A 17,196-nucleotide genomic window follows, 5' to 3' on the forward strand; every position below is an offset into this window, starting at 1 on the left:
CGTGGAATGCCGCCGATCGTCCTCTTTCTGATCCCTGAGCTCCCTGACCCCCCGAACAAAGGGGGATCCATCCGGGCTTTCCACGTGCTGCGGCGCCTGGCCCGGCTGGTGCCGGTAGGGGTTCTGGCGCTCGCCGAGCAGGCCAGCGAGCCCCCGGCGATCTGGCGATCCCTGGCCCATGAGGTGCTCCTCTTCCCATGGCGCCCGCGATCCCTCTGGGCCCGCCTTCGCCAGCTCCTCCTTTCCTCCCGCCCGGACCTCGCCTTTCGGTACCGGGTTCCTGCTCTGGCAGGGACATTACAGCGCCTGCTTTCGCAGCGTTCGGTTTGCGCGATTCATATCGAGGGCCTGGAGATGGCCTGGGCGGTGGAGGACCTCCTGGGCCGTCCCCGGGGCGCCCGGCCGGCCCTGGTCCTGGACGAATTGAACGCAGAGTATCGTCTGCAGGAACGGTTGTTCCAGGCGGATCGGGGGGATCCCCGGCGCTGGCTTGGCGCGCTCTACTCCGGGCTGCAGGCGCGCCGGTTGCGGCGTTACGAAGCCGGCATCGTGCGCCGGGTGGATTGGGTGGTCGCGGTCTCAGAACCGGATGCTCGGGATCTGAAGGCCTTGGGAACCGCCCGTCCGCCGGTGGTGGCGCCGAATGGGGTCGACACCGCGTTCTTCCATCCGGAGGCCGTAGCGCCGTTCCCCCTCGGGGAGCCGGCTTTCGTCTTCACCGGATCGATGGATTATCGCCCGAACATCGATGCTGCTCGCTGGCTGGCTCAGGCGATCTGGCCGGCCGTGCGCTCCGCCCTTCCGGAGGCCCGGCTTTACCTGGTGGGTCGCCGACCTTCTCGAGCGGTGCGCCAGCTCCAGGCGATTCCCGGCGTTCATGTGGTGGGCGAGGTCCCCGATGTGCGCCCTTATCTGGCCGGGGCGACCGTCTATGTGGCGCCCTTGCGGGCGGGAGGTGGAACGCGTTTGAAAATCCTTGAGGCGATGGCTATGGGGAAAGCGATCGTCAGCACGCCGATGGGCTGTGATGGGCTGGCCGTCGTCGATGGGGAGCATGTGTGGCTGGCCGATGGGGAAGCGTTCGCCGCGGCCATGATCGCCCTGGCCCGCGATCCATCCCAACGGAGGGCACTGGGGGAAGCCGCGCGTCGCCTCGCCGTGGCTCGTTATGATTGGGAACAAACCCTCGCTCCTCTGGAGACCCTCTACCGGACGGAGATTCTGCGGCATGCCTCCCGGAGGGAATGATTCATCCGGATCGGGGATTGCCCCTTCGGCTATCATCATAATGGGGATATGAAGGTTGATGGGGGCGGAAGCCCTCCTGGAATCCCGGCATGCCGATGACTTCCGGATATCGCCATGAAAGGCTTCGCACACTTTATCTCGGGCGTCGCGCTGGCGACGTTCTTTCCAGAAGTGGTGCGGGATGCAGCGCATGGCGCGATCGGTCCGGTGCTGGCAGGGATCGCCGCGATACTGCCGGATACGCTGGATTTCCGCTTCGCCCGCTGGTTGGAGCAGCCGGATCGCGCAGTGGACCCCGACTCGGATCCCCCTGATCCCGATGAGATCGCGCGGATGGTGAAAGAGGCGGTGGAGCAGGCCTGGGAAGAGAGACGCCCGGTTCGCCTCATATTGCACACCCTACGCCTGGGGCCGGACGCCTGGCGGCGTTACCGGTTGCGCTTCGATCTCGAGAGGTCAGCGGTCGAGGTCACCATTGGCCCCATGGTGAGTACAGGAGGTCGCCGGATCACCTCGGAGGGATCCTCCGCTTCTCCTCTGCGTCTCCCGCTGCATATCCCCCTTCGTTACGATTACGATCCAGAAATCGTGGTGGATGTCTTCTCCGGCCCCTCGCTGGCCTTTGTACCGGAGGGGAACGCGGTGCGGATCCTGTTCCTGCCCTGGCATCGCGCGTGGAGCCACTCACTGGTCCTGGCGGCCCTCCTGGGGATCGCGGCCGGGCTGGTGGGGGGCGCAGGGATCGGGTGGGTTATGGGGCTCGGGTATGCGCTGCATATCCTGGAGGATCAACTGGGATGGATGGGGAGCAACCTCCTTTGGCCCTTCACCCGCCGCCGCACCCCCGGCCTGAGATGGATGCGGAGTGTGGACCCCTGGCCGAATTTCGCCGTTGTGTGGCTCTCGCTGATTCTCATCCTGTGGAACCTGGATCGCCTCTCCACGTCTCCGCTTCTGCCTGCGTGGTTTCCCCTTCTGGCCCTCCCGGTGCCGCTCTTCCTCTGGTTGGCCGCTCGTCATCCGATAGGGCCGGAAGGGTGGGATGAAGAGGATCCCGATTAGGAGAAGGCAGAGCATGGCATCCATGGAGGTGGACCAATGGGAAAACGCGCGCTGGTTCTGTCGGGAGGCGGTGGGCGGGGCGCTTATGAGGTAGGGGCGATCCGGGCGCTCTATCGGGCCGGGTGGATCCCAGAGATCTTTGTGGGCACGTCCATCGGCGCGGTGAACGCAGCGGCCCTCGCGGCAGGCTGGACCGCCGAGCGGCTGGTGGATTTCTGGATGCGCCTGCGAACCTCTCACGTTCATCGGTTTCACGGGCAAATCTGGCGGAGCCTGTTCACCACCGCTCCCCTGCGGGCGACGCTCCTCCGCCATCTGGACTTCGACCGCCTGAATGATCCCGACAACCCGCGGGTGTTGCTGGTGCTGGCCACGGATCTCTGCCAGGGATGCCCCGTGGTCTTCTCGAACCGGCCGGTTCCTAAGGCCAGGCGCGTTCGCATTGGGCCCGAACACCTGCTGGCCAGCTGCAGCATCCCCTATATTTACCCGGCGACCTCGGTGGAGGGCAGCCTGTTCTGGGATGGGGCGGTGATGGCCAACACGCCGTTGAACGCCGCGATCGAAGCCGGGGCGGATGAGATCGTGGCCGTTCTGCTGGCGCCGATGCCCGGGAAAGCGGGCGGCTGGCCCCTTCCCCGCCATCCCCTTCAAGCCCTGGCCCTGGTGCTGGATCTGGCGCTCCTGGCGACGTTTGAAAACGATTACCGGCAGCTGGAAGCCATCAACCGGGCCGTGCGACAGGGCCGTCCCCTCAAGCCGGGCCATCGGGAGATCCACTGTCACGTGATCGCGCCAACAGTCCCCCTTCCTCTCTCCCGCATTCTCCGTTACGATCAGCCGGGAACCCAGGCTCTGATCGCTCAGGGGGAAGCGGATGCCCAGCGGATCCTCGAAGCGCTGGGTTTGTGAGCCTCGCGTTTTCTACGCCGCGTTGTCCTTCCATTCAAGGGGATGCAAAATAGGAATCACACAACTGGCCTCTTTCGTGGGTCAGGACGGTTTCGGGGGCGCGCGGATGCCCATTCGGATCCTGGATCCCGGGCTGGTGGCGCAGATCGCGGCGGGAGAGGTGATCGAGCGCCCGGCCTCGGTGGTGAAAGAGCTGGTAGAGAACGCCCTGGACGCCGGTGCCTCCTGGATCGAGGTGGAAACCGAAGGTGGGGGGCGTCGACGGATCCGGGTGGCCGATAACGGTTGCGGGATCCCCATGGCGGAGGTCCCCCTGGCTTTCGCGCGGCATGCCACCAGCAAGCTCTCCTCCCCAGAGGATCTATTCCGGGTGACCACCCTGGGTTTTCGTGGAGAGGCCCTCGCGGCGATCGCTGCGGTCGCTCGCGTGACCTGTCGAACGCGTTCTTCCGAGGAGGCGCTGGGCACGGAGCTCCGTATCGAAGGAGGGAAGATCCTGGAGCAGCGCCCCATCGCCCGCCCTCCAGGGACAGAGATGGTGGTGGAGGATCTGTTCTTCAACACCCCGGCGCGGCTGAAATTCCTGAAAGGGGAAGGGACGGAGCGGCGGCAGATCGATCTCTGGATTACGCGCTACGCCCTGGCGTATCCCCACGTTCACTTCATCTTGCGCCACAGTGGTCGAGAGATCTTCTCGCTGCCGGCCGTTCGGGAACCCCGCCATCGCCTGACGGCGCTCTACGGGGTGGAACTGGGAGATGCCCTGCTAGAGGTGGCGGAGGAGGCCGATGGGATCCGGGTGTATGGCTGGATCAGCCCGCCCGGTGTGGATCGGCCGGATCGCCAGGAGCTGGTGTTCTTCGTGAACGGACGCTGGGTGCAGGATCGCATGCTGCCGGCGGCGGTCTTGCAGGCCTATCATACCCTGCTCCCAGGCGGCCGCTATCCCTGGGCTTTCCTATGGGTGGAGCTGTCTCCGGACCAGGTGGATGTGAATGTGCATCCTGCTAAGATTGAGGTCCGCTTCCGGGATTCGGATGGGGTGTTCCGCATCGTTCAGCGGGCCGTGCATCGTACCCTGCGGGAGTCTACGCCCGTGCCTGTTTTCCAGAGGGTGGAAACCTTCAAGGGAGCTCCCGCGTTTCCCGCGCAGCCGATCTCTATGGGCCCAAGGGATCTCGCGGGAACCCCGGTGGAAGAAAGCGCCTCCTCGGGGCTTCCCCCGCTCCGGGTCATCGGGCAGATCCAGGCCAGCTACATCATCGCTGAAGGGCCAGATGGGCTCTATCTCCTGGATCAGCATGCCGCCCATGAGCGGGTGCTCTACGAAGCCCTTCAGGCCCAGCGACAGGAAGGACCCCTCCCGGCCCAGCCCCTGCTGGAGCCGGTGCTGATCGACGTGTTGCCGGAGGAAATGAGCCTCCTCGAGGAGAACCGGGGCCTCCTGGAGGGGCTGGGGTTTCATATCGAGCCCTTCGGCCCGCGCCGCGTCCGCGTGCAGGCCGTGCCCGCGGTCCTTGCCACCGAAGCCATCCTCTCTGTCTTCCAGGAACTCCTGCTGGATCTTCAGGAGTCCCGTCGTCCCCTGGAGGGGGCTCTGGAGGCCCGGCTGATCCGAAGCATTTGTAAGCGCGCGGCCGTGAAAGCCGGTCAGGTCCTGAGCATGGAACAGATGCAGCATCTGGTTCGGGCGCTGGAGCAGTGCACAATGCCCTGGACTTGCCCTCACGGACGGCCGACGCTCCTGCGATTCCCGATCGGACAGCTGGCCCGGCAGTTCGGCCGGGAGGCGTAGCTAGGTGGGGGCACCGGACCCCTTTCCACGTCCAGTGCCCCTGTGTTTTGCTTCAAGGTAGGCTTACCTTCGCCCTCGGCGGATCCCACCGGGCGGCTTGTTGTCCGTATCCTTCTGTTTGCGAAGACCCGGCGGGAACTCGGGAGCGCTCTGGGTGGATAAAGGGGGCGTTGGGGAAGGGGATGGTAGGGCGAAGGGCCCGTGTTTGGCCGATCGCATGATGGCGCCTAGGCCCCGACCGCCCGGATGCAGGTTGTAGAGACGATAGGCCTGGCCCCATCCGATCTGACGGCCCAGCATTAGCGCCTGTGCCAAGGTCAGATCGTTGGTGGGATCTCGATCCCTTCGAGAGGCCAGGACCAGCTGCAGCGCCCGGGCGATCTCGCCGTAACCGAAGCCTTGGGCGTGAAGCGCCATCAGATCGGCGGCGGAGATCGTCACGGTGATCCCTGCCGTGGGGAATGTTTGGCTGATCCATTGCGCCAGGGCCAGGGCCACGGGATGAACCCGGGTGGCCGGAAGCGTGGGCGTGAGCGGGGGAGTCAGGGCGGGCGTCGACGTCCCGATCGGCGTGGGGGGGAGCACCTCCTCCAGGGACGCTGCTCCCACTCCCCGTGGGATCGCCCACACCCATCCCAGGGCCAGCCCGATTCCCAACGAAATGCCAACCACGGCAGCGAAAATACGGCGCATGGGGTACACCTCCTGTTCAAGGGATTCGATTCAGGCTCGGGGATTTTGGCCGTGGGTTGGGCAGGTCGTGCCGGATCCCCAGCCTGTGGGCAAGGGATCGGATCGATTCAACGATGGGACGCATCCGATAAACCGTTAGGACGCTTCGAGAAGATGCGTGTGACGTTTGTCATTTTTGATACGGTTTCATAGGAGGATGAGGGATGGGTTTACTCACCCCTCATCCCGAGGAGAAACGCTGGATTGCCCGGGCGCGGAAGGGAGACCCAGAGGCGGTGGCGGCCCTTTACCAGCATTACGCCGATGGGATCTACCGCTATCTTCTATATCGCGTCGGCGATGCGGAGCTGGCGGAGGATCTCACCGCGGATGTCTTCCTGAAGATGATCGAGGACCTGCCGCGGTATGAGGAGCGGGGCCTTCCTTTCGGCGCCTGGCTGTTCCGGATCGCCCGAGCGCGCCTCATCGACCATTGGCGGCGTCAGCGTCGGCGTCCGACGGTGGCCTTGGATAACACAGAGACCGGGCCGCAGCTGATCCAGGATATCCCGGAGGATGAGATCGCCACGTCGGAGATGATCGAGCGCGCTTTGCGGGTGCTCACTGAAGAGCAGCGGGAGGTGGTGGTCCTGCGGTTCCTGGTCGGGATGAGCCTGGAGGAGGTGGCGCGGGCGATGGGGAAATCCGTGGGGGCGGTGAAGGCCCTGCAGCATCGCGCGCTCGCCGCGTTAGCCCGTTATCTGGAGAAGATGCGGTGATGACTTTCCATGAGAACAGCCGCGAGGCCGAGATCCTGGAGCGTTGCCTGCGCTGTCTGGAGCAGGGGACGGATCTGGAGGCATGCCTGGAGGAGGTTCCGGAAGCCCTTCCCTTGCGCCCGCTTCTGGAAGCTGCTCTCTGGCTCCAGCGGGGGCAGGCTGCCTCCCTACCTACAGCTGCCCGCCAGCGGATGATCCGACAAGGACAATCCTATGCGGCCCGACGGGCGGCCCACCCCCAGGCTTCCGGGCGGGCCTTCCGATGGGCATGGGCCATGGCCGTCGTCCTCGCGTTGCTCCTGGGGCTCCTGCGTATCGGAGGGGCAGCGGAGGCCAGCTTGCCCGGCGAGCCCCTCTACCCGGTCAAGCGGGCGGTGGAAGGTCTGGTGACCATAGGGATGTCCCCCGCGGGGAAGGCCCTCTACCTGGCCGAGCGCCGCTGGTCAGAGTTCGAGGTGGCTGCCTCGCGGGGCCGCTGGCTCCCGGACCTCGCGGAGGAGAGCCTGGGTTATCTGGAGAAAGCCCTCCGTGCCGGAGCAGGGCGTCCGGTCGGAGGAGAAACGCGGCTGCGCGCCCTATATGAGCGTCAAGGTGTCCTTCTGGAGCAAGCGGCGCAGGACGCTCCCCCGGATGTCCGAGCTCGCTTGGCCCGGGCGCGCCAGCGCTGGGCGGATCTGGCCATGCCTCTTGGTTATCCTGGGGAAGGGATCCCTACGCCCTCCGGCGTCGTCGAGACGCCGCTCCCGTCCGAGCCCACTGCGGAGATCCTGCGGGAGCGCACGCCGCCCGGCTTGGAAAAGCAGGCCACGCCGCCTGCCCTGCATACGCCACCGAGTCTGGAGAAGAAGGAAACACCGCGCCCGGAGCGCACGCCGCCTGGGCAGCAGAAGAAGGGCACCCCTTCTGCCGAGCGCACGCCGCCTGGGCAGGAAAAACAGAACACGCCTCGTCCTCCCCGGGATTCCGATGCTCCTTCCTCTGGCGATCAGGGTTCGAAGGGTTCCTCGAAAGGGCGACGGTGACGCTTTCTCCAGCGGTCGGATGCCGTTCTCCGCACTGCTCCCCAAGCCCGACCGGAAGCCCCGGGTTTCGTTGTCCATCCCAGACGAATCCGATAAAATGAGGGCGAACCTATCCCGAGCGGAGCGGCGATGGAACGGCTGTGGACCCCGTGGCGCATGGCGTATCTGAAAGGAGAGGGCGAGGCAGCGCAGGGTTGTGTCTTTTGCCGGAAGGTTGACAACTCCGATGAGGCGGAACATATCCTCCTGCGTGGACGCACGGCATATATCACCCTGAATCGTTATCCTTACAATAACGGCCACCTGATGGTCATCCCTTACGCCCACGTGCCCAGCTTGGAGGATCTGGATCCTCCCACGATGTTGGAGATCATGCAGCTGATCGCCCTCTCTTTGAGGGCCCTGCGCGAGGCGTATCGGCCGGAGGGATTCAACATCGGGGTCAACATCGGTCGGCCGGCCGGCGCTGGGGTGGTAGACCACGTCCATATCCATATTGTCCCCCGCTGGACCGGAGATACGAATTTCATGCCGGTGATTGGGAACACCCGGGTGCTTCCCGAATGGCTGGATGATACCTATCGCCGTCTCCGGCCTCTGTTCGAAGAGCTGACCCCTCTCCTCTACGGATCCCCCGAATCCTCCCCATCCTGAACACGAGCGGGGGCTGTCCCGACAGAGCGATCGTTGCTGGGCATGATGCCGAAGGACGGAGGTGAGGGCAACCATGGAGCAGAACGGTCGGGATCCGGTGATCGTAGGGGCGGCGCGCACGCCCATCGGGAAACTGCTCGGCGGGCTATCCCCGCTGTCCGCTCCTCAGCTGGGCGCCATTGCGGTCCGTGAGGCCATCCGCCGGGCGGGCATCGATCCCCGCCAGATCGATGAGGTCATCATGGGCGAGGTGGTCCAGGCCGGCAGCGGCATGGCCCCGGCCCGCCAGGCGGCGGTCTTCGCGGGGATCCCAGTGGAGGTCGGTGCGGTCACGGTGAACAAGGTCTGCGGCTCGGGGTTGAAGGCGGTGATGCTGGCGGCGCAGGCCATCCGGGCGGGTGATGCCGATCTCGTGGTGGCCGGCGGGATGGAGAGCATGAGCAATGCCCCCCATCTGATCCGCCTGCGCGCCGGGATGCGGTATGGCCATCTCCAGGCAGAGGATGGCCTGATCGCGGATGGGCTGCGCTGCCCGTTCCATCAAGTGCTGATGGGGGAGCTGGCGGAGTTCATCGCCGATCAGTTCGAGGTCACCCGAGAGGAGATGGATGCCTTCGCCCTGGAGAGCCACCGCAAGGCGGTTGCGGCCATCGATGCGGGCCGGTTCCGGGCGGAGATCGTGCCGGTGGAAGTGCCCGATGGCAAGGGAGGGACACGGATGGTGGACACCGATGAGGGGCCTCGACGAGACACCTCCATGGAGGCCCTGGCCCGGCTCCGGCCGGCTTTCCGGCCCAACGGTCGCGTCACAGCCGGCAATTCCCCGGGTTTGAACGATGGCGCGGCCGCCGTGGTGGTGATGAGCCGGGCGAAGGCGGAGGCCATGGGGATCCCGCCGCTGGCCCGGATTGTAGGCTACACGCAGGCGGCGGTCGACCCCCAATGGCTGTTCTATGCTCCGGCGAAGGCGATCCCCCGTTTGCTGGAGCGGGTCGGCTGGCGCTGGGAGGAGGTGGATCTCATCGAAATCAATGAGGCCTTTGCCGCTCAGGTCCTGGCCGACGCCAAAGCCATGGAGCAGCAGGGATACCGGTGGGACTGGAGCCGAGTGAATGTGAACGGCGGGGCGATCGCCCTGGGCCATCCCGTCGGCGCCAGCGGCGCCCGCATCCTGGTCACCCTGATCTACGCCCTGCGGGATCGCGGCCTGCGCCGCGGCATCGCCACCCTGTGCCTGGGGGGTGGCGAGGCCGTGGCCATGGCGGTGGAGATCGAGTGAGGACTTGCGCGGAACCCACCGGAGGAGGCCATCATGAACATCCAGGATGTGCGAACCATTGGGGTGGTCGGTTGTGGTCTGATGGGCTCCGGGATCGCGGAGGTGTGCGCCCGCGCCGGCTTCCAGGTGATCGTCCGCGAGGTGAACCCGGAGCTCCTCCGGAAAGGCCTGGACCGCATCCGGGCTTCCATGGCGAAAGCGGTGGAGCGGGGGAAGTTGAGGGCGCCTGATATGGAGGCAGCCTGGGGCCGCATCCGGGGCACGCTGGATATGACGGACTTCGGGGCCTGCGACCTGGTGATCGAAGCGGTGGTTGAGGACATGAACACCAAGAAGGAGGTCTTCGCCGATCTCGATCGCATCTGCCCTCCCCATGCCGTCCTGGCCAGCAACACTTCCTCTCTCTCGATCACGGAGCTGGGGAGTGTCACCCGGCGCCCGGAGCAGGTGATCGGTTTCCATTTCTTCAACCCGGTTCCCGTGATGCCCTTGCTGGAGATCGTGGTGGGGCTGAAGACCTCGGAGGAAACAGTGGCCTTGGGCCGGGCTCTGGCGGAGCGCCTGAACAAGACCGTGGTGATCTCCAAAGATCGTCCGGGGTTCATCGTCAATCGCCTGCTGATCCCTTACCTGCTGGACGCCATCCGGCTCCTGGAGGAAGGCGTGGCGACCATGGAGGACATCGACACGGCGATCCGGCTGGGGCTGAACCATCCGATGGGCCCCTTCACCCTGATGGATTTCGTGGGATTGGATACACTGCTGTTCATCGCCGACGCGATGTTCGAGGAACTCAAGGATCCTCGCTATGCAGCCCCGCCATTGCTCCGCCGCATGGTGGCCGCCGGCTGGCTGGGCCGCAAGAGCGGGCGAGGGTTTTACACGTATCCAGCGTGAGGGCTCCATCTGCGAGGATGGGGCAACCCGATGATCCGAGGAGGTTCGTGATGGAGATGCAGCTTCTTGCCCAGACGGGGCTGAACTTCGAGCTCTCCGAAGAGCATCGCATGTTCCAGCAAGTGGTGCGGGAGTTCGCCCAGAAGGAGATCGCCCCGGTGGCCGCGCACTATGACGAGACGGGGGAATTCCCCTGGGAAACGGTGCGCAAGATGGCGGCCATGGGGCTGATGGGCCTTGAGGTCCCTGAGGAATACGGTGGCCAGGGGCTGGACGCCATCGCCTCGGCCCTGGCCATGATCGAGATCGCCAAAGCCGATGCCGCCCACAGCGCGATCATGTCTGTCAACAACACCCTTTTCTGCTTCCCCATCCTGACCTTTGGGACCGAGGCGCAAAAGCGCAAGTACGTGACGCCGGTGGCCACCGGCCGGGCCATCGGCGCCTACGCCCTCACCGAACCCCAGTCGGGCTCCGACGCCGCCGGCATGCGCACCCGTGCGGTGCGCAAGGGGGATGTCTACATCCTCAACGGGCGCAAGTCCTGGATCACCAATGGGCCGGTGGCGGATTACATCGTCGTCTTCGCGATGACGGAGCCGGAGAAGAAGCATCATGGCATCAGCGCCTTTATCATCGAGACGAACCGCCCGGGCTTCCTCCGAGGCAAGAAGGAGGAGAAGCTGGGGATCCGGGCCAGCGCGACCTGCGAGATCGTTTTGGACAACTACGAATGCCCGGTGGAGAACCGGCTGGGGGAGGAGGGCGAGGGCTTCCGGATCGCCATGGCCACCCTGGACGCCGGACGGGTGGGGATTGCAGCCCAGGCGGTGGGGATTGCGGAGGCAGCTTATGAGGCCGCCCTGGCCTGGGCGAAGCAGCGGGAGGCTTTCGGCCGCAAGATCGGGGAGTTCCAGGCCATCCAGTGGAAGCTGGCCGACATGCGGGTGAAGCTGGAGGCGGCCCGGCTGCTCACCCTCCAGGCGGCCTGGAAACGGGAGCGGGGCAAGCGCACCGGGGAGCGCTACACCTTGGAGGCGGCCATGGCCAAGCTGTTCGCCAGCGAGGCCGCCCAGTGGATCACTTATGAAGCGATCCAGATCCACGGTGGCATGGGCTACAGTCGGGAGATGCCCGTAGAGCGCTATTTCCGGGACGCCCGCATCACCACGATTTACGAGGGCACCAGCGAGATCCAGCGCCTGGTGATCGCCCGCCAGATCCTGGGGTTCAAAAGCAGTGTGTGAGGCCCATATCCTTCGAGGAACGGAAGATCTGCCATGAAGGCCATCGTTTTCTACCAGCACGGAGGTCCAGAGGTATTGCAGGCGGCGGACCTGCCCACTCCTCACCCGGGGCCGGGCGAGGTGCAGGTCCGCGTCCATGCCTGTGCGATGAACCACCTGGATCTGTGGGTGCGGCGGGGGATCCCATCCCTGCGGCTGGAGATGCCGCACATCCCGGGCTCGGATGTGGCTGGGGTGGTGACCGAAGTTGGTCCCGAGGTTTCCGGGATCCAGGTGGGGGATCGGGTGGTGGTGAACGCGACCCTGAGCTGCGGGCAGTGCGAGTTCTGCCTGCGGGGGGAAGACAACCGCTGCCGTCGGGGGGGCATCCTGGGCGAGCACGTGCGAGGGGGCTATGCCGAATACGTGGTGGTGCCGGCCCGCAATGTTTTGAAACTGCCGGAGGGCTTCCCCTTTGAGGAGGCGGCGGCGGCCTCCCTAGTCTTCCTCACCGCATGGCACATGCTGATCACCCGGGGTGGCCTCCGGCCCGGGGAGGACGTGCTCATCGTGGGGGCGGGCGGGGGTGTGAACACGGCGGCTCTTCAGATCGCGAAGCTGGCGGGCGCGCGAGTGGTAATGGTGGCCTCAAGCCCCGCCAAGGTGGAGCGGGCCCGCGCCTTGGGGGCGGATCACGTCATCGATCGCTCCCAGGAGCCGGACTGGTCCCGTGCGGTCTGGCAATGGACGGAGAAGCGGGGCGTGGATGTGGTGGTGGATAACGTGGGGCAGGCCACCTGGATGAAGAGCATCCGGTGCCTGCGGCCGGGCGGGCGCCTGCTGGTGGTGGGGGCGACCTCCGGCCCGAACCCGGAGGATTTCGACATCCGGTATGTGTTCTCTCGACAGATCAGCATCCTGGGCTCCACCATGGGGACTCAGCATGATTTCCGGACGGTGATGGGGTTGATCTTCGCTGGGCGGCTGCGGCCGGTGATCGACCGGGTGCTGCCGCTGACCCAGGAGGGAGCGCGGGAGGGCCACCGCCTGCTGGAGTCCGGGGCGGTCTTCGGGAAGATCGTCTTTGCGGTCGACGCGATCCAATGACCCGATGGCGACGCCTCTTGGGAGCCCTGTGGCTGTTGTATTTCGCCCTGCGCAATGGGATGCGGGCCGTCTACTATCTGGGGATGATCCCTCCGGTATGGGCGGAGGAGGGGGTCCATGGGCCCTGGATTTACCTGGGGGTGGCTGCGCTGGTCTGGGCGCTGGCCTTCGGGGCGGCGGCCGGCCTCTGGTGGCGAAGCGGATCACCGGCCGCTCGCTGGATCCTGGGAGGGATGCTTCTCTATCAGGTCCATATCTGGGCCCATCGCCTCTTTCTGATGCGAAGCCCCTTCATCGCTGGAAGCCATGGCTTCGCCTTGCTGATCAGTCTGCTCACGCTCCTTCTCACTATCGGGGCGCTGGGAGGAATCCCGTTGCCCCGCCGCAGAGCGTGAAGGTTTTCGGTGCTCCTACCGTTCTACACAGGAGGTGAAGAGGTGCAAATGCGATCCATCGCGGAGCTGGCCGAAGCGGTGGAGCGGGATCCAGAGCTGGCCCGTAAGATCCAGGAAGACCCGGCGGGGGCGCTTCGAAATCTGGCTGTGCCCGAGCCGCTCCAGTCGGATTTGTGGATTTATCGCATGGTGGTGGGAGCCCTGGGCGCGATTGGCCTGGCGGCGATCCTAGGCGCGCTTATCCTGACGGCAGTGGGAAGGGGAGATCAAATCCCCGATGTAGTGACGGCCCTGGGATCTGCCGCAATCGGCGCCCTGGCCGGGCTGCTGGCCCCATCCCCTCGGGAGTAACCGATCTGGCCTCGTCGACGGATCGACGGGAGAAGCTTCCTGTTGGTCTCTTCAGCCTTCCAGCACCTCCTGGATCTGATCCAGCGCCCAGTCCAGGTCTTCGCGGGAGATGACCAGGGGCGGGGCAAAGCGGAGGATGTGTTCGTGGGTGTCTTTCACCAGTATGCCCCGTTCCTTCAGGGCCTCAGCGAAACGCCGCGCCCCGCCGGCCTCAGGATGGAGCTCGATGCCGATGAGCAAACCCCGGCCGCGCACTTCTTTGATGTAGGGGCTGCGGATGGCCCGCAGGCGCTTCATCGCTTGCTCGCCCAGGGCCGCTGCCCGCTCCGGCAGGCCTTCCTCCACGATCACCCGTAACGCCTCCCGGGCCACCGCGGCGGCCAGCGGGTTGCCCCCGAAGGTGCTCCCATGATCGCCCGGCCGGAACACACCGAGGATCTCCCGTCGGGAGACCACCGCGGAGATCGGCAGCACGCCCCCGCCGAGGGCCTTGCCCAGGATCACCACATCGGGCTGCACGTCCTCCCACCACGAGGCCAGCAGTCTGCCGGTTCGCCCCAGGCCGGTCTGGATCTCATCGGCGATGAAGAGCACGTTGTGCCGGCGGCAGATCTCGGCGGCTCGGGCCAGATATCCGGACGGCGGCACTTGCACGCCCCCCTCGCCCTGGATCGGCTCCACCAGGAAGGCGACGGTGTTCGGGTTGATCGCCCGCTCCAGGGCTTCCGCATCCCCATACGGGATAATCACGAAGCCGGGGGTGTAAGGGCCGAAGTCTTCCCGATACTGGGGCACCGTGGAGAAGCTGATGATGGTGGTGGTCCGGCCGTGGAAATTCCCCTCGCACACGATGATCTCCGCACGATCTCGCGGGACGCCCTTTACCCGGTAGCCCCATTTGCGGGCCGTCTTGATGGCGGTCTCTACAGCCTCGGCCCCGGTGTTCATCGGCAAGGCCTTCTCATATCCCAGCAGCTCACACAGCTCCTTCAGGAAGGGGCCGAGCTGGTCGTTGCGGAAGGCCCGGGAGGTGAGGGTCACCCGCCCGGCCTGCTCGATCAGGGCTCGGATGATGCGGGGATGCCGGTGGCCATGGTTCAGGGCCGAATAGCCGCTCAGGCCGTCCAGATAGCGGCGCCCTTCCACGTCATATACCCATACCCCTTCCGCCCACGCGATGACCACGTCGATGGGTTGATAATTGGGGGCGCTGTAGGTGTCCTCCATCTCCATGTAATCCGCGGATCGAAGCAGGGTCGGCGTCGACATGATGGCCTCCTGGTGAAGTGGAAATCCTGCTGCGCACTACGGTGTGGTCCAGCGGTGAACCGAAGGCATGGGCGCCAGATCGCTCACCGGGACCCGCATGGCCTGGCTCAGCGCCTGCTGCACCAGCTCCTCCATCCTCACCCGGCCTTCGATCTCTCGAACGGTCCCCAGGGAGGGGCGGGTGATGACCCGGGGGGGCATCAAGAACTGACAGCAATCTTCCCCAGGCAGGATCGAGAGCTCATAGGTTCCGATGGCCCGCGCCCGATCGATGATCTCCACCTTATCCAGCCCGATGAGGGGCCGTAGGATCGGCATGGTGGCGGCGTCCTCGATCGCCGTCAGGCTTTCTAACGTTTGGGAGGCCACCTGTCCCAGGGAATCCCCGGTGACCAGGGCCAGCCCGCCTTCCTGTCGGGTGAGGGCTTCCGCCACCCGCACCATTAGCCGCCGGTAAAGGATCAGGCGATAGGGCGCGGGGGCGGCCAGGACAATGGCCCGCTGAGGCTCTCCGATGGGCACCACATACAGCCAGGATGGCATTCCATAAGGGCGCATCTGACGGACGATGGCCATCGCCTTCGCCTCCGAGGCCGCCCAATCCCCGAAGGGCCCGCTGTGGAAATGGATGGGGATCACCTCGCAACCCCGTTTCAGCATGAAGTGACCCGCCACGGGGGAGTCGATGCCGCCGGAGAGCAGCAGGCCCACCCGCCCGCTCACCCCCACCGGCAATCCCCCGGGGCCTCGATGGCGGGCGAAGTAAATGAGGGCAGTGTTGGTGGCGATTTCGATGTAGGCCACCCAGGCTGGCTCCTCGAGATCCACCCGCCAGCCCGTCTGGCGCTGGACCGCCGCGCCGATGTGTCGCTCGATCTCCTGGGAGGTCATGGGGAACGATTTATCCGCGCGGGAGGCTCGAACACAGAAAGAGGGCACAGGCTCGGAGGGGAGGTGGCGAAGGACGATCTCCGTAATGACGTGGAGGTCTTTCGCGGCAGGGATCGCCGGGGCGAAATAGGCAATCCCGAACACGGTGCGCAGGCGCTCGACCCAGATCGCCTCCGGGACCGGGCGCGGGAGCCGAACGAGGAGTCGTCCGGGCAGACGCTCCACCGAAGCGGGCCCGATATCCTGCAGGCGCTCCTTGATCCGCCGGGCCAGCATCCGCTCGAAGAAGCCCCGGTTATGACCTTTCAGTCCGATCTCTGCGTAATGCACCACCGCATACCGGCTGTCCATGGCGCCTTCCTCAGCGATTCCGGGTCCTCGGGTGCTCGCCCCCATCCATTGCGCGGGTTCCAATCGCCCTCATAGGGCGCTTCGCGCGAAACGTGGGCGAAGTCCGACGCAACGGCCGGCGCAGGCCGTCCCCTGGCCTCTCATGCCGATTGGAAATCGGCCTTTCTGGGTGCTGCGCGCCCCCGCCTCGGCCTCCGCCGACGGGAAAGACTTTTAGCTGGCGCAGGCCGACCATTGGCCGAAGGCCCACTTCCCCCCGCGGCGGGCTGCCCTCCCGAGCATCCCCGTAAAAGAAGGGGCGCCATCCGCGCCCCTTCTCCTGCATAGGCGAGATGGGCGAGGCAGGACTCGAACCTGCGACCCTCCGCTTGTAAGGCGGATGCTCTCACCCCTGAGCTACTCGCCCGTCTTCTCCACTGGCCGCATCGCCGGCTGGACGTTGAAGCGATTCATTGCTGCTTCCAGCCCCTCCTCAATAAACGTGCGGATGGCCTGCGCGGCCCGATGGAGCACTCCCTCCAGGATCTCCTCCTCATCCGGCCGGAAATCCTGCAGGACATAATCGGCCGGGTTCATATGGCCCGGAGGGCGCCCGATGCCGATGCGCAGGCGGGGGAAATCCATGGTCCCCAGCGCCTGGACGATGGATTTCATCCCGTTGTGGCCGCCCGGGCTGCCCCGGGGCCGCAGCCGGATTGCCCCGAGGGGGAGATCCATATCATCATACACGACCAGCAACCGGTTCAAAGGCACCCGGTAATACGAAACCAGGGGGCGCACGGAGCGCCCGCTCAGGTTCATGAATGTCTGGGGTTTGGCCAGGATCACCCGTTGTCCGGCCAGACGCCCCTCGGCGATGAGAGCTTGGTGCAGGATCCGCCGGAAAGCCATTTGATGGGCCTGGGCGAACACATCCACGACCCGGAAGCCCACATTATGGCGGTTGCGGGCATACTCGGGACCCGGGTTCCCCAACCCTACGATCAACACCGGGAATCCCTCTGGGACCTCTTCTCTCTCGTCTTCCCGGGATGCGGGCTCCGGCCGAAGCGCCTTCAGGATGCGATCCAAGCGCTCCAGCGTCTCTTCATAGTGCAAAGTCACGGAGACCTCTCCCTTTCACCGGATAGGTTGCAGGGGATGGAATCCTTCCCATTCGATTGGGACTTGTCGATTTCCGGCGGGCCCGGAGCGGGGACGCTGCCCATCGAGCGGGGGGAGCCGCCGAAGGCGGCCCCACCCCTCATTCATGGGCCCCAGAGTCCGGTGAGGGGCCTATTCCCCAT

At 65.6% G+C, this 17,196-nt stretch carries 17 protein-coding genes and 1 tRNA gene; 13 read left to right on the forward strand and 5 right to left on the reverse strand.

Annotated elements, in window-relative coordinates; all coding sequences use genetic code 11:
* Positions 1–6: 6 nt before the first annotated feature.
* The 4 genes from ACFMO3_RS06945 to mutL all read left to right on the forward strand — a co-directional run bounded on the left by ACFMO3_RS06945 (position 7) and on the right by mutL (position 5,017).
* Positions 7–1,248, forward strand: coding sequence for a glycosyltransferase (locus ACFMO3_RS06945; protein ID WP_376789693.1), 1,242 nt, complete (start codon positions 7–9; stop codon positions 1,246–1,248).
* 114 nt (positions 1,249–1,362) lie between these two features.
* Positions 1,363–2,310, forward strand: coding sequence for a metal-dependent hydrolase (locus tag ACFMO3_RS06950; protein WP_376789694.1), 948 nt, complete (start codon positions 1,363–1,365; stop codon positions 2,308–2,310).
* A 36-nt stretch (positions 2,311–2,346) separates the two neighbouring features.
* Positions 2,347–3,222 (forward strand): patatin-like phospholipase family protein, encoded by an 876-nt coding sequence (locus ACFMO3_RS06955; RefSeq protein WP_376789695.1) that lies wholly within the window; start codon positions 2,347–2,349, stop codon positions 3,220–3,222.
* 106 nt (positions 3,223–3,328) lie between these two features.
* The gene (gene mutL / locus ACFMO3_RS06960) at positions 3,329–5,017 is read left to right on the forward strand and encodes a DNA mismatch repair endonuclease MutL (RefSeq protein ID WP_376789696.1); all 1,689 of its coding nucleotides are present in this window, start codon (positions 3,329–3,331) and stop codon (positions 5,015–5,017) included.
* Positions 5,018–5,080: 63 nt separating this feature from the next.
* Here mutL and ACFMO3_RS06965 read toward each other — a convergent pair whose 3' ends face one another.
* On the reverse strand, positions 5,081–5,710 hold the full coding sequence (locus ACFMO3_RS06965; protein ID WP_376789697.1) for a hypothetical protein: 630 nt from the start codon (positions 5,708–5,710) through the stop codon (positions 5,081–5,083).
* A gap of 203 nt (positions 5,711–5,913) precedes the next feature.
* On the opposite strand from ACFMO3_RS06965, the gene ACFMO3_RS06970 reads away from it, so the two are divergent.
* The 9 genes from ACFMO3_RS06970 (at position 5,914) to ACFMO3_RS07010 (ending at position 13,399) form a co-directional block, all read left to right on the forward strand.
* Complete coding sequence (locus ACFMO3_RS06970; RefSeq protein ID WP_376789698.1) at positions 5,914–6,468, forward strand: RNA polymerase sigma factor; 555 nt, start codon at positions 5,914–5,916, stop codon at positions 6,466–6,468.
* On the forward strand, positions 6,468–7,490 hold the full coding sequence (locus ACFMO3_RS06975) for a hypothetical protein (protein ID WP_376789699.1): 1,023 nt from the start codon (positions 6,468–6,470) through the stop codon (positions 7,488–7,490). Before ACFMO3_RS06970 ends, ACFMO3_RS06975 begins: the two co-directional genes overlap by 1 nt.
* 129 nt (positions 7,491–7,619) lie before the next feature.
* The gene (locus tag ACFMO3_RS06980; protein WP_376789700.1) at positions 7,620–8,144 is read left to right on the forward strand and encodes an HIT domain-containing protein; all 525 of its coding nucleotides are present in this window, start codon (positions 7,620–7,622) and stop codon (positions 8,142–8,144) included.
* A 73-nt stretch (positions 8,145–8,217) separates the two neighbouring features.
* The gene (locus tag ACFMO3_RS06985; RefSeq protein WP_376789701.1) at positions 8,218–9,423 is read left to right on the forward strand and encodes an acetyl-CoA C-acetyltransferase; all 1,206 of its coding nucleotides are present in this window, start codon (positions 8,218–8,220) and stop codon (positions 9,421–9,423) included.
* Between the two features lie 33 nt (positions 9,424–9,456).
* Positions 9,457–10,320: a 3-hydroxyacyl-CoA dehydrogenase family protein gene (locus ACFMO3_RS06990; protein WP_376789702.1), complete on the forward strand. Its 864-nt coding sequence runs from the start codon at positions 9,457–9,459 to the stop codon at positions 10,318–10,320.
* Between the two features lie 80 nt (positions 10,321–10,400).
* The gene (locus tag ACFMO3_RS06995) at positions 10,401–11,567 is read left to right on the forward strand and encodes an acyl-CoA dehydrogenase (protein ID WP_376789791.1); all 1,167 of its coding nucleotides are present in this window, start codon (positions 10,401–10,403) and stop codon (positions 11,565–11,567) included.
* A 33-nt stretch (positions 11,568–11,600) separates the two neighbouring features.
* Entirely contained in the window at positions 11,601–12,653 is a 1,053-nt protein-coding gene (locus ACFMO3_RS07000; RefSeq protein WP_376789703.1) for a zinc-binding dehydrogenase, read from the forward strand.
* A complete protein-coding gene (locus tag ACFMO3_RS07005) occupies positions 12,650–13,048 on the forward strand; it encodes a hypothetical protein (protein ID WP_376789704.1) in 399 nt (132 codons plus the stop codon). Before ACFMO3_RS07000 ends, ACFMO3_RS07005 begins: the two co-directional genes overlap by 4 nt.
* A 42-nt stretch (positions 13,049–13,090) precedes the next feature.
* On the forward strand, positions 13,091–13,399 hold the full coding sequence (locus ACFMO3_RS07010; protein ID WP_376789705.1) for a hypothetical protein: 309 nt from the start codon (positions 13,091–13,093) through the stop codon (positions 13,397–13,399).
* Between the two features lie 51 nt (positions 13,400–13,450).
* Here ACFMO3_RS07010 and rocD read toward each other — a convergent pair whose 3' ends face one another.
* The 4 genes from rocD to pth all read right to left on the reverse strand — a co-directional run bounded on the left by rocD (position 13,451) and on the right by pth (position 16,900).
* Positions 13,451–14,668, reverse strand: a complete 1,218-nt coding sequence (gene rocD, locus ACFMO3_RS07015; RefSeq protein WP_376789706.1) for an ornithine--oxo-acid transaminase — start codon at positions 14,666–14,668, stop codon at positions 13,451–13,453.
* 36 nt (positions 14,669–14,704) lie between these two features.
* Entirely contained in the window at positions 14,705–15,910 is a 1,206-nt protein-coding gene (gene thiI / locus ACFMO3_RS07020) for a tRNA uracil 4-sulfurtransferase ThiI (protein WP_376789707.1), read from the reverse strand.
* Positions 15,911–16,243: 333 nt separating this feature from the next.
* Positions 16,244–16,316 (reverse strand) — tRNA-Val (locus ACFMO3_RS07025).
* The gene (gene pth, locus ACFMO3_RS07030; protein WP_376789792.1) at positions 16,307–16,900 is read right to left on the reverse strand and encodes an aminoacyl-tRNA hydrolase; all 594 of its coding nucleotides are present in this window, start codon (positions 16,898–16,900) and stop codon (positions 16,307–16,309) included. The genes ACFMO3_RS07025 and pth overlap by 10 nt, the downstream gene beginning before the upstream one ends.
* Positions 16,901–17,196: the final 296 nt, after the last annotated feature.

Origin of the sequence: Thermoflexus sp. (assembly GCF_042408815.1) — a bacterium.
Lineage (GTDB): Bacteria > Chloroflexota > Anaerolineae > Thermoflexales > Thermoflexaceae > Thermoflexus.

Coding starts and splice junctions, on each gene's coding strand:
- rocD (WP_376789706.1), bottom strand. CDS start 14,668: ATGTCGACGCCGACCCTGCTTCGATCCGCGGATTACATGGAGATGGAG.
- ACFMO3_RS06990 (WP_376789702.1), top strand. CDS start 9,457: ATGAACATCCAGGATGTGCGAACCATTGGGGTGGTCGGTTGTGGTCTG.
- ACFMO3_RS06950 (WP_376789694.1), top strand. CDS start 1,363: ATGAAAGGCTTCGCACACTTTATCTCGGGCGTCGCGCTGGCGACGTTC.
- ACFMO3_RS06955 (WP_376789695.1), top strand. CDS start 2,347: ATGGGAAAACGCGCGCTGGTTCTGTCGGGAGGCGGTGGGCGGGGCGCT.
- ACFMO3_RS06945 (WP_376789693.1), top strand. CDS start 7: ATGCCGCCGATCGTCCTCTTTCTGATCCCTGAGCTCCCTGACCCCCCG.
- ACFMO3_RS07005 (WP_376789704.1), top strand. CDS start 12,650: ATGACCCGATGGCGACGCCTCTTGGGAGCCCTGTGGCTGTTGTATTTC.
- ACFMO3_RS06980 (WP_376789700.1), top strand. CDS start 7,620: ATGGAACGGCTGTGGACCCCGTGGCGCATGGCGTATCTGAAAGGAGAG.
- ACFMO3_RS06970 (WP_376789698.1), top strand. CDS start 5,914: ATGGGTTTACTCACCCCTCATCCCGAGGAGAAACGCTGGATTGCCCGG.
- ACFMO3_RS06975 (WP_376789699.1), top strand. CDS start 6,468: ATGACTTTCCATGAGAACAGCCGCGAGGCCGAGATCCTGGAGCGTTGC.
- ACFMO3_RS06965 (WP_376789697.1), bottom strand. CDS start 5,710: ATGCGCCGTATTTTCGCTGCCGTGGTTGGCATTTCGTTGGGAATCGGG.
- thiI (WP_376789707.1), bottom strand. CDS start 15,910: ATGGACAGCCGGTATGCGGTGGTGCATTACGCAGAGATCGGACTGAAA.
- ACFMO3_RS06985 (WP_376789701.1), top strand. CDS start 8,218: ATGGAGCAGAACGGTCGGGATCCGGTGATCGTAGGGGCGGCGCGCACG.
- mutL (WP_376789696.1), top strand. CDS start 3,329: ATGCCCATTCGGATCCTGGATCCCGGGCTGGTGGCGCAGATCGCGGCG.
- ACFMO3_RS07000 (WP_376789703.1), top strand. CDS start 11,601: ATGAAGGCCATCGTTTTCTACCAGCACGGAGGTCCAGAGGTATTGCAG.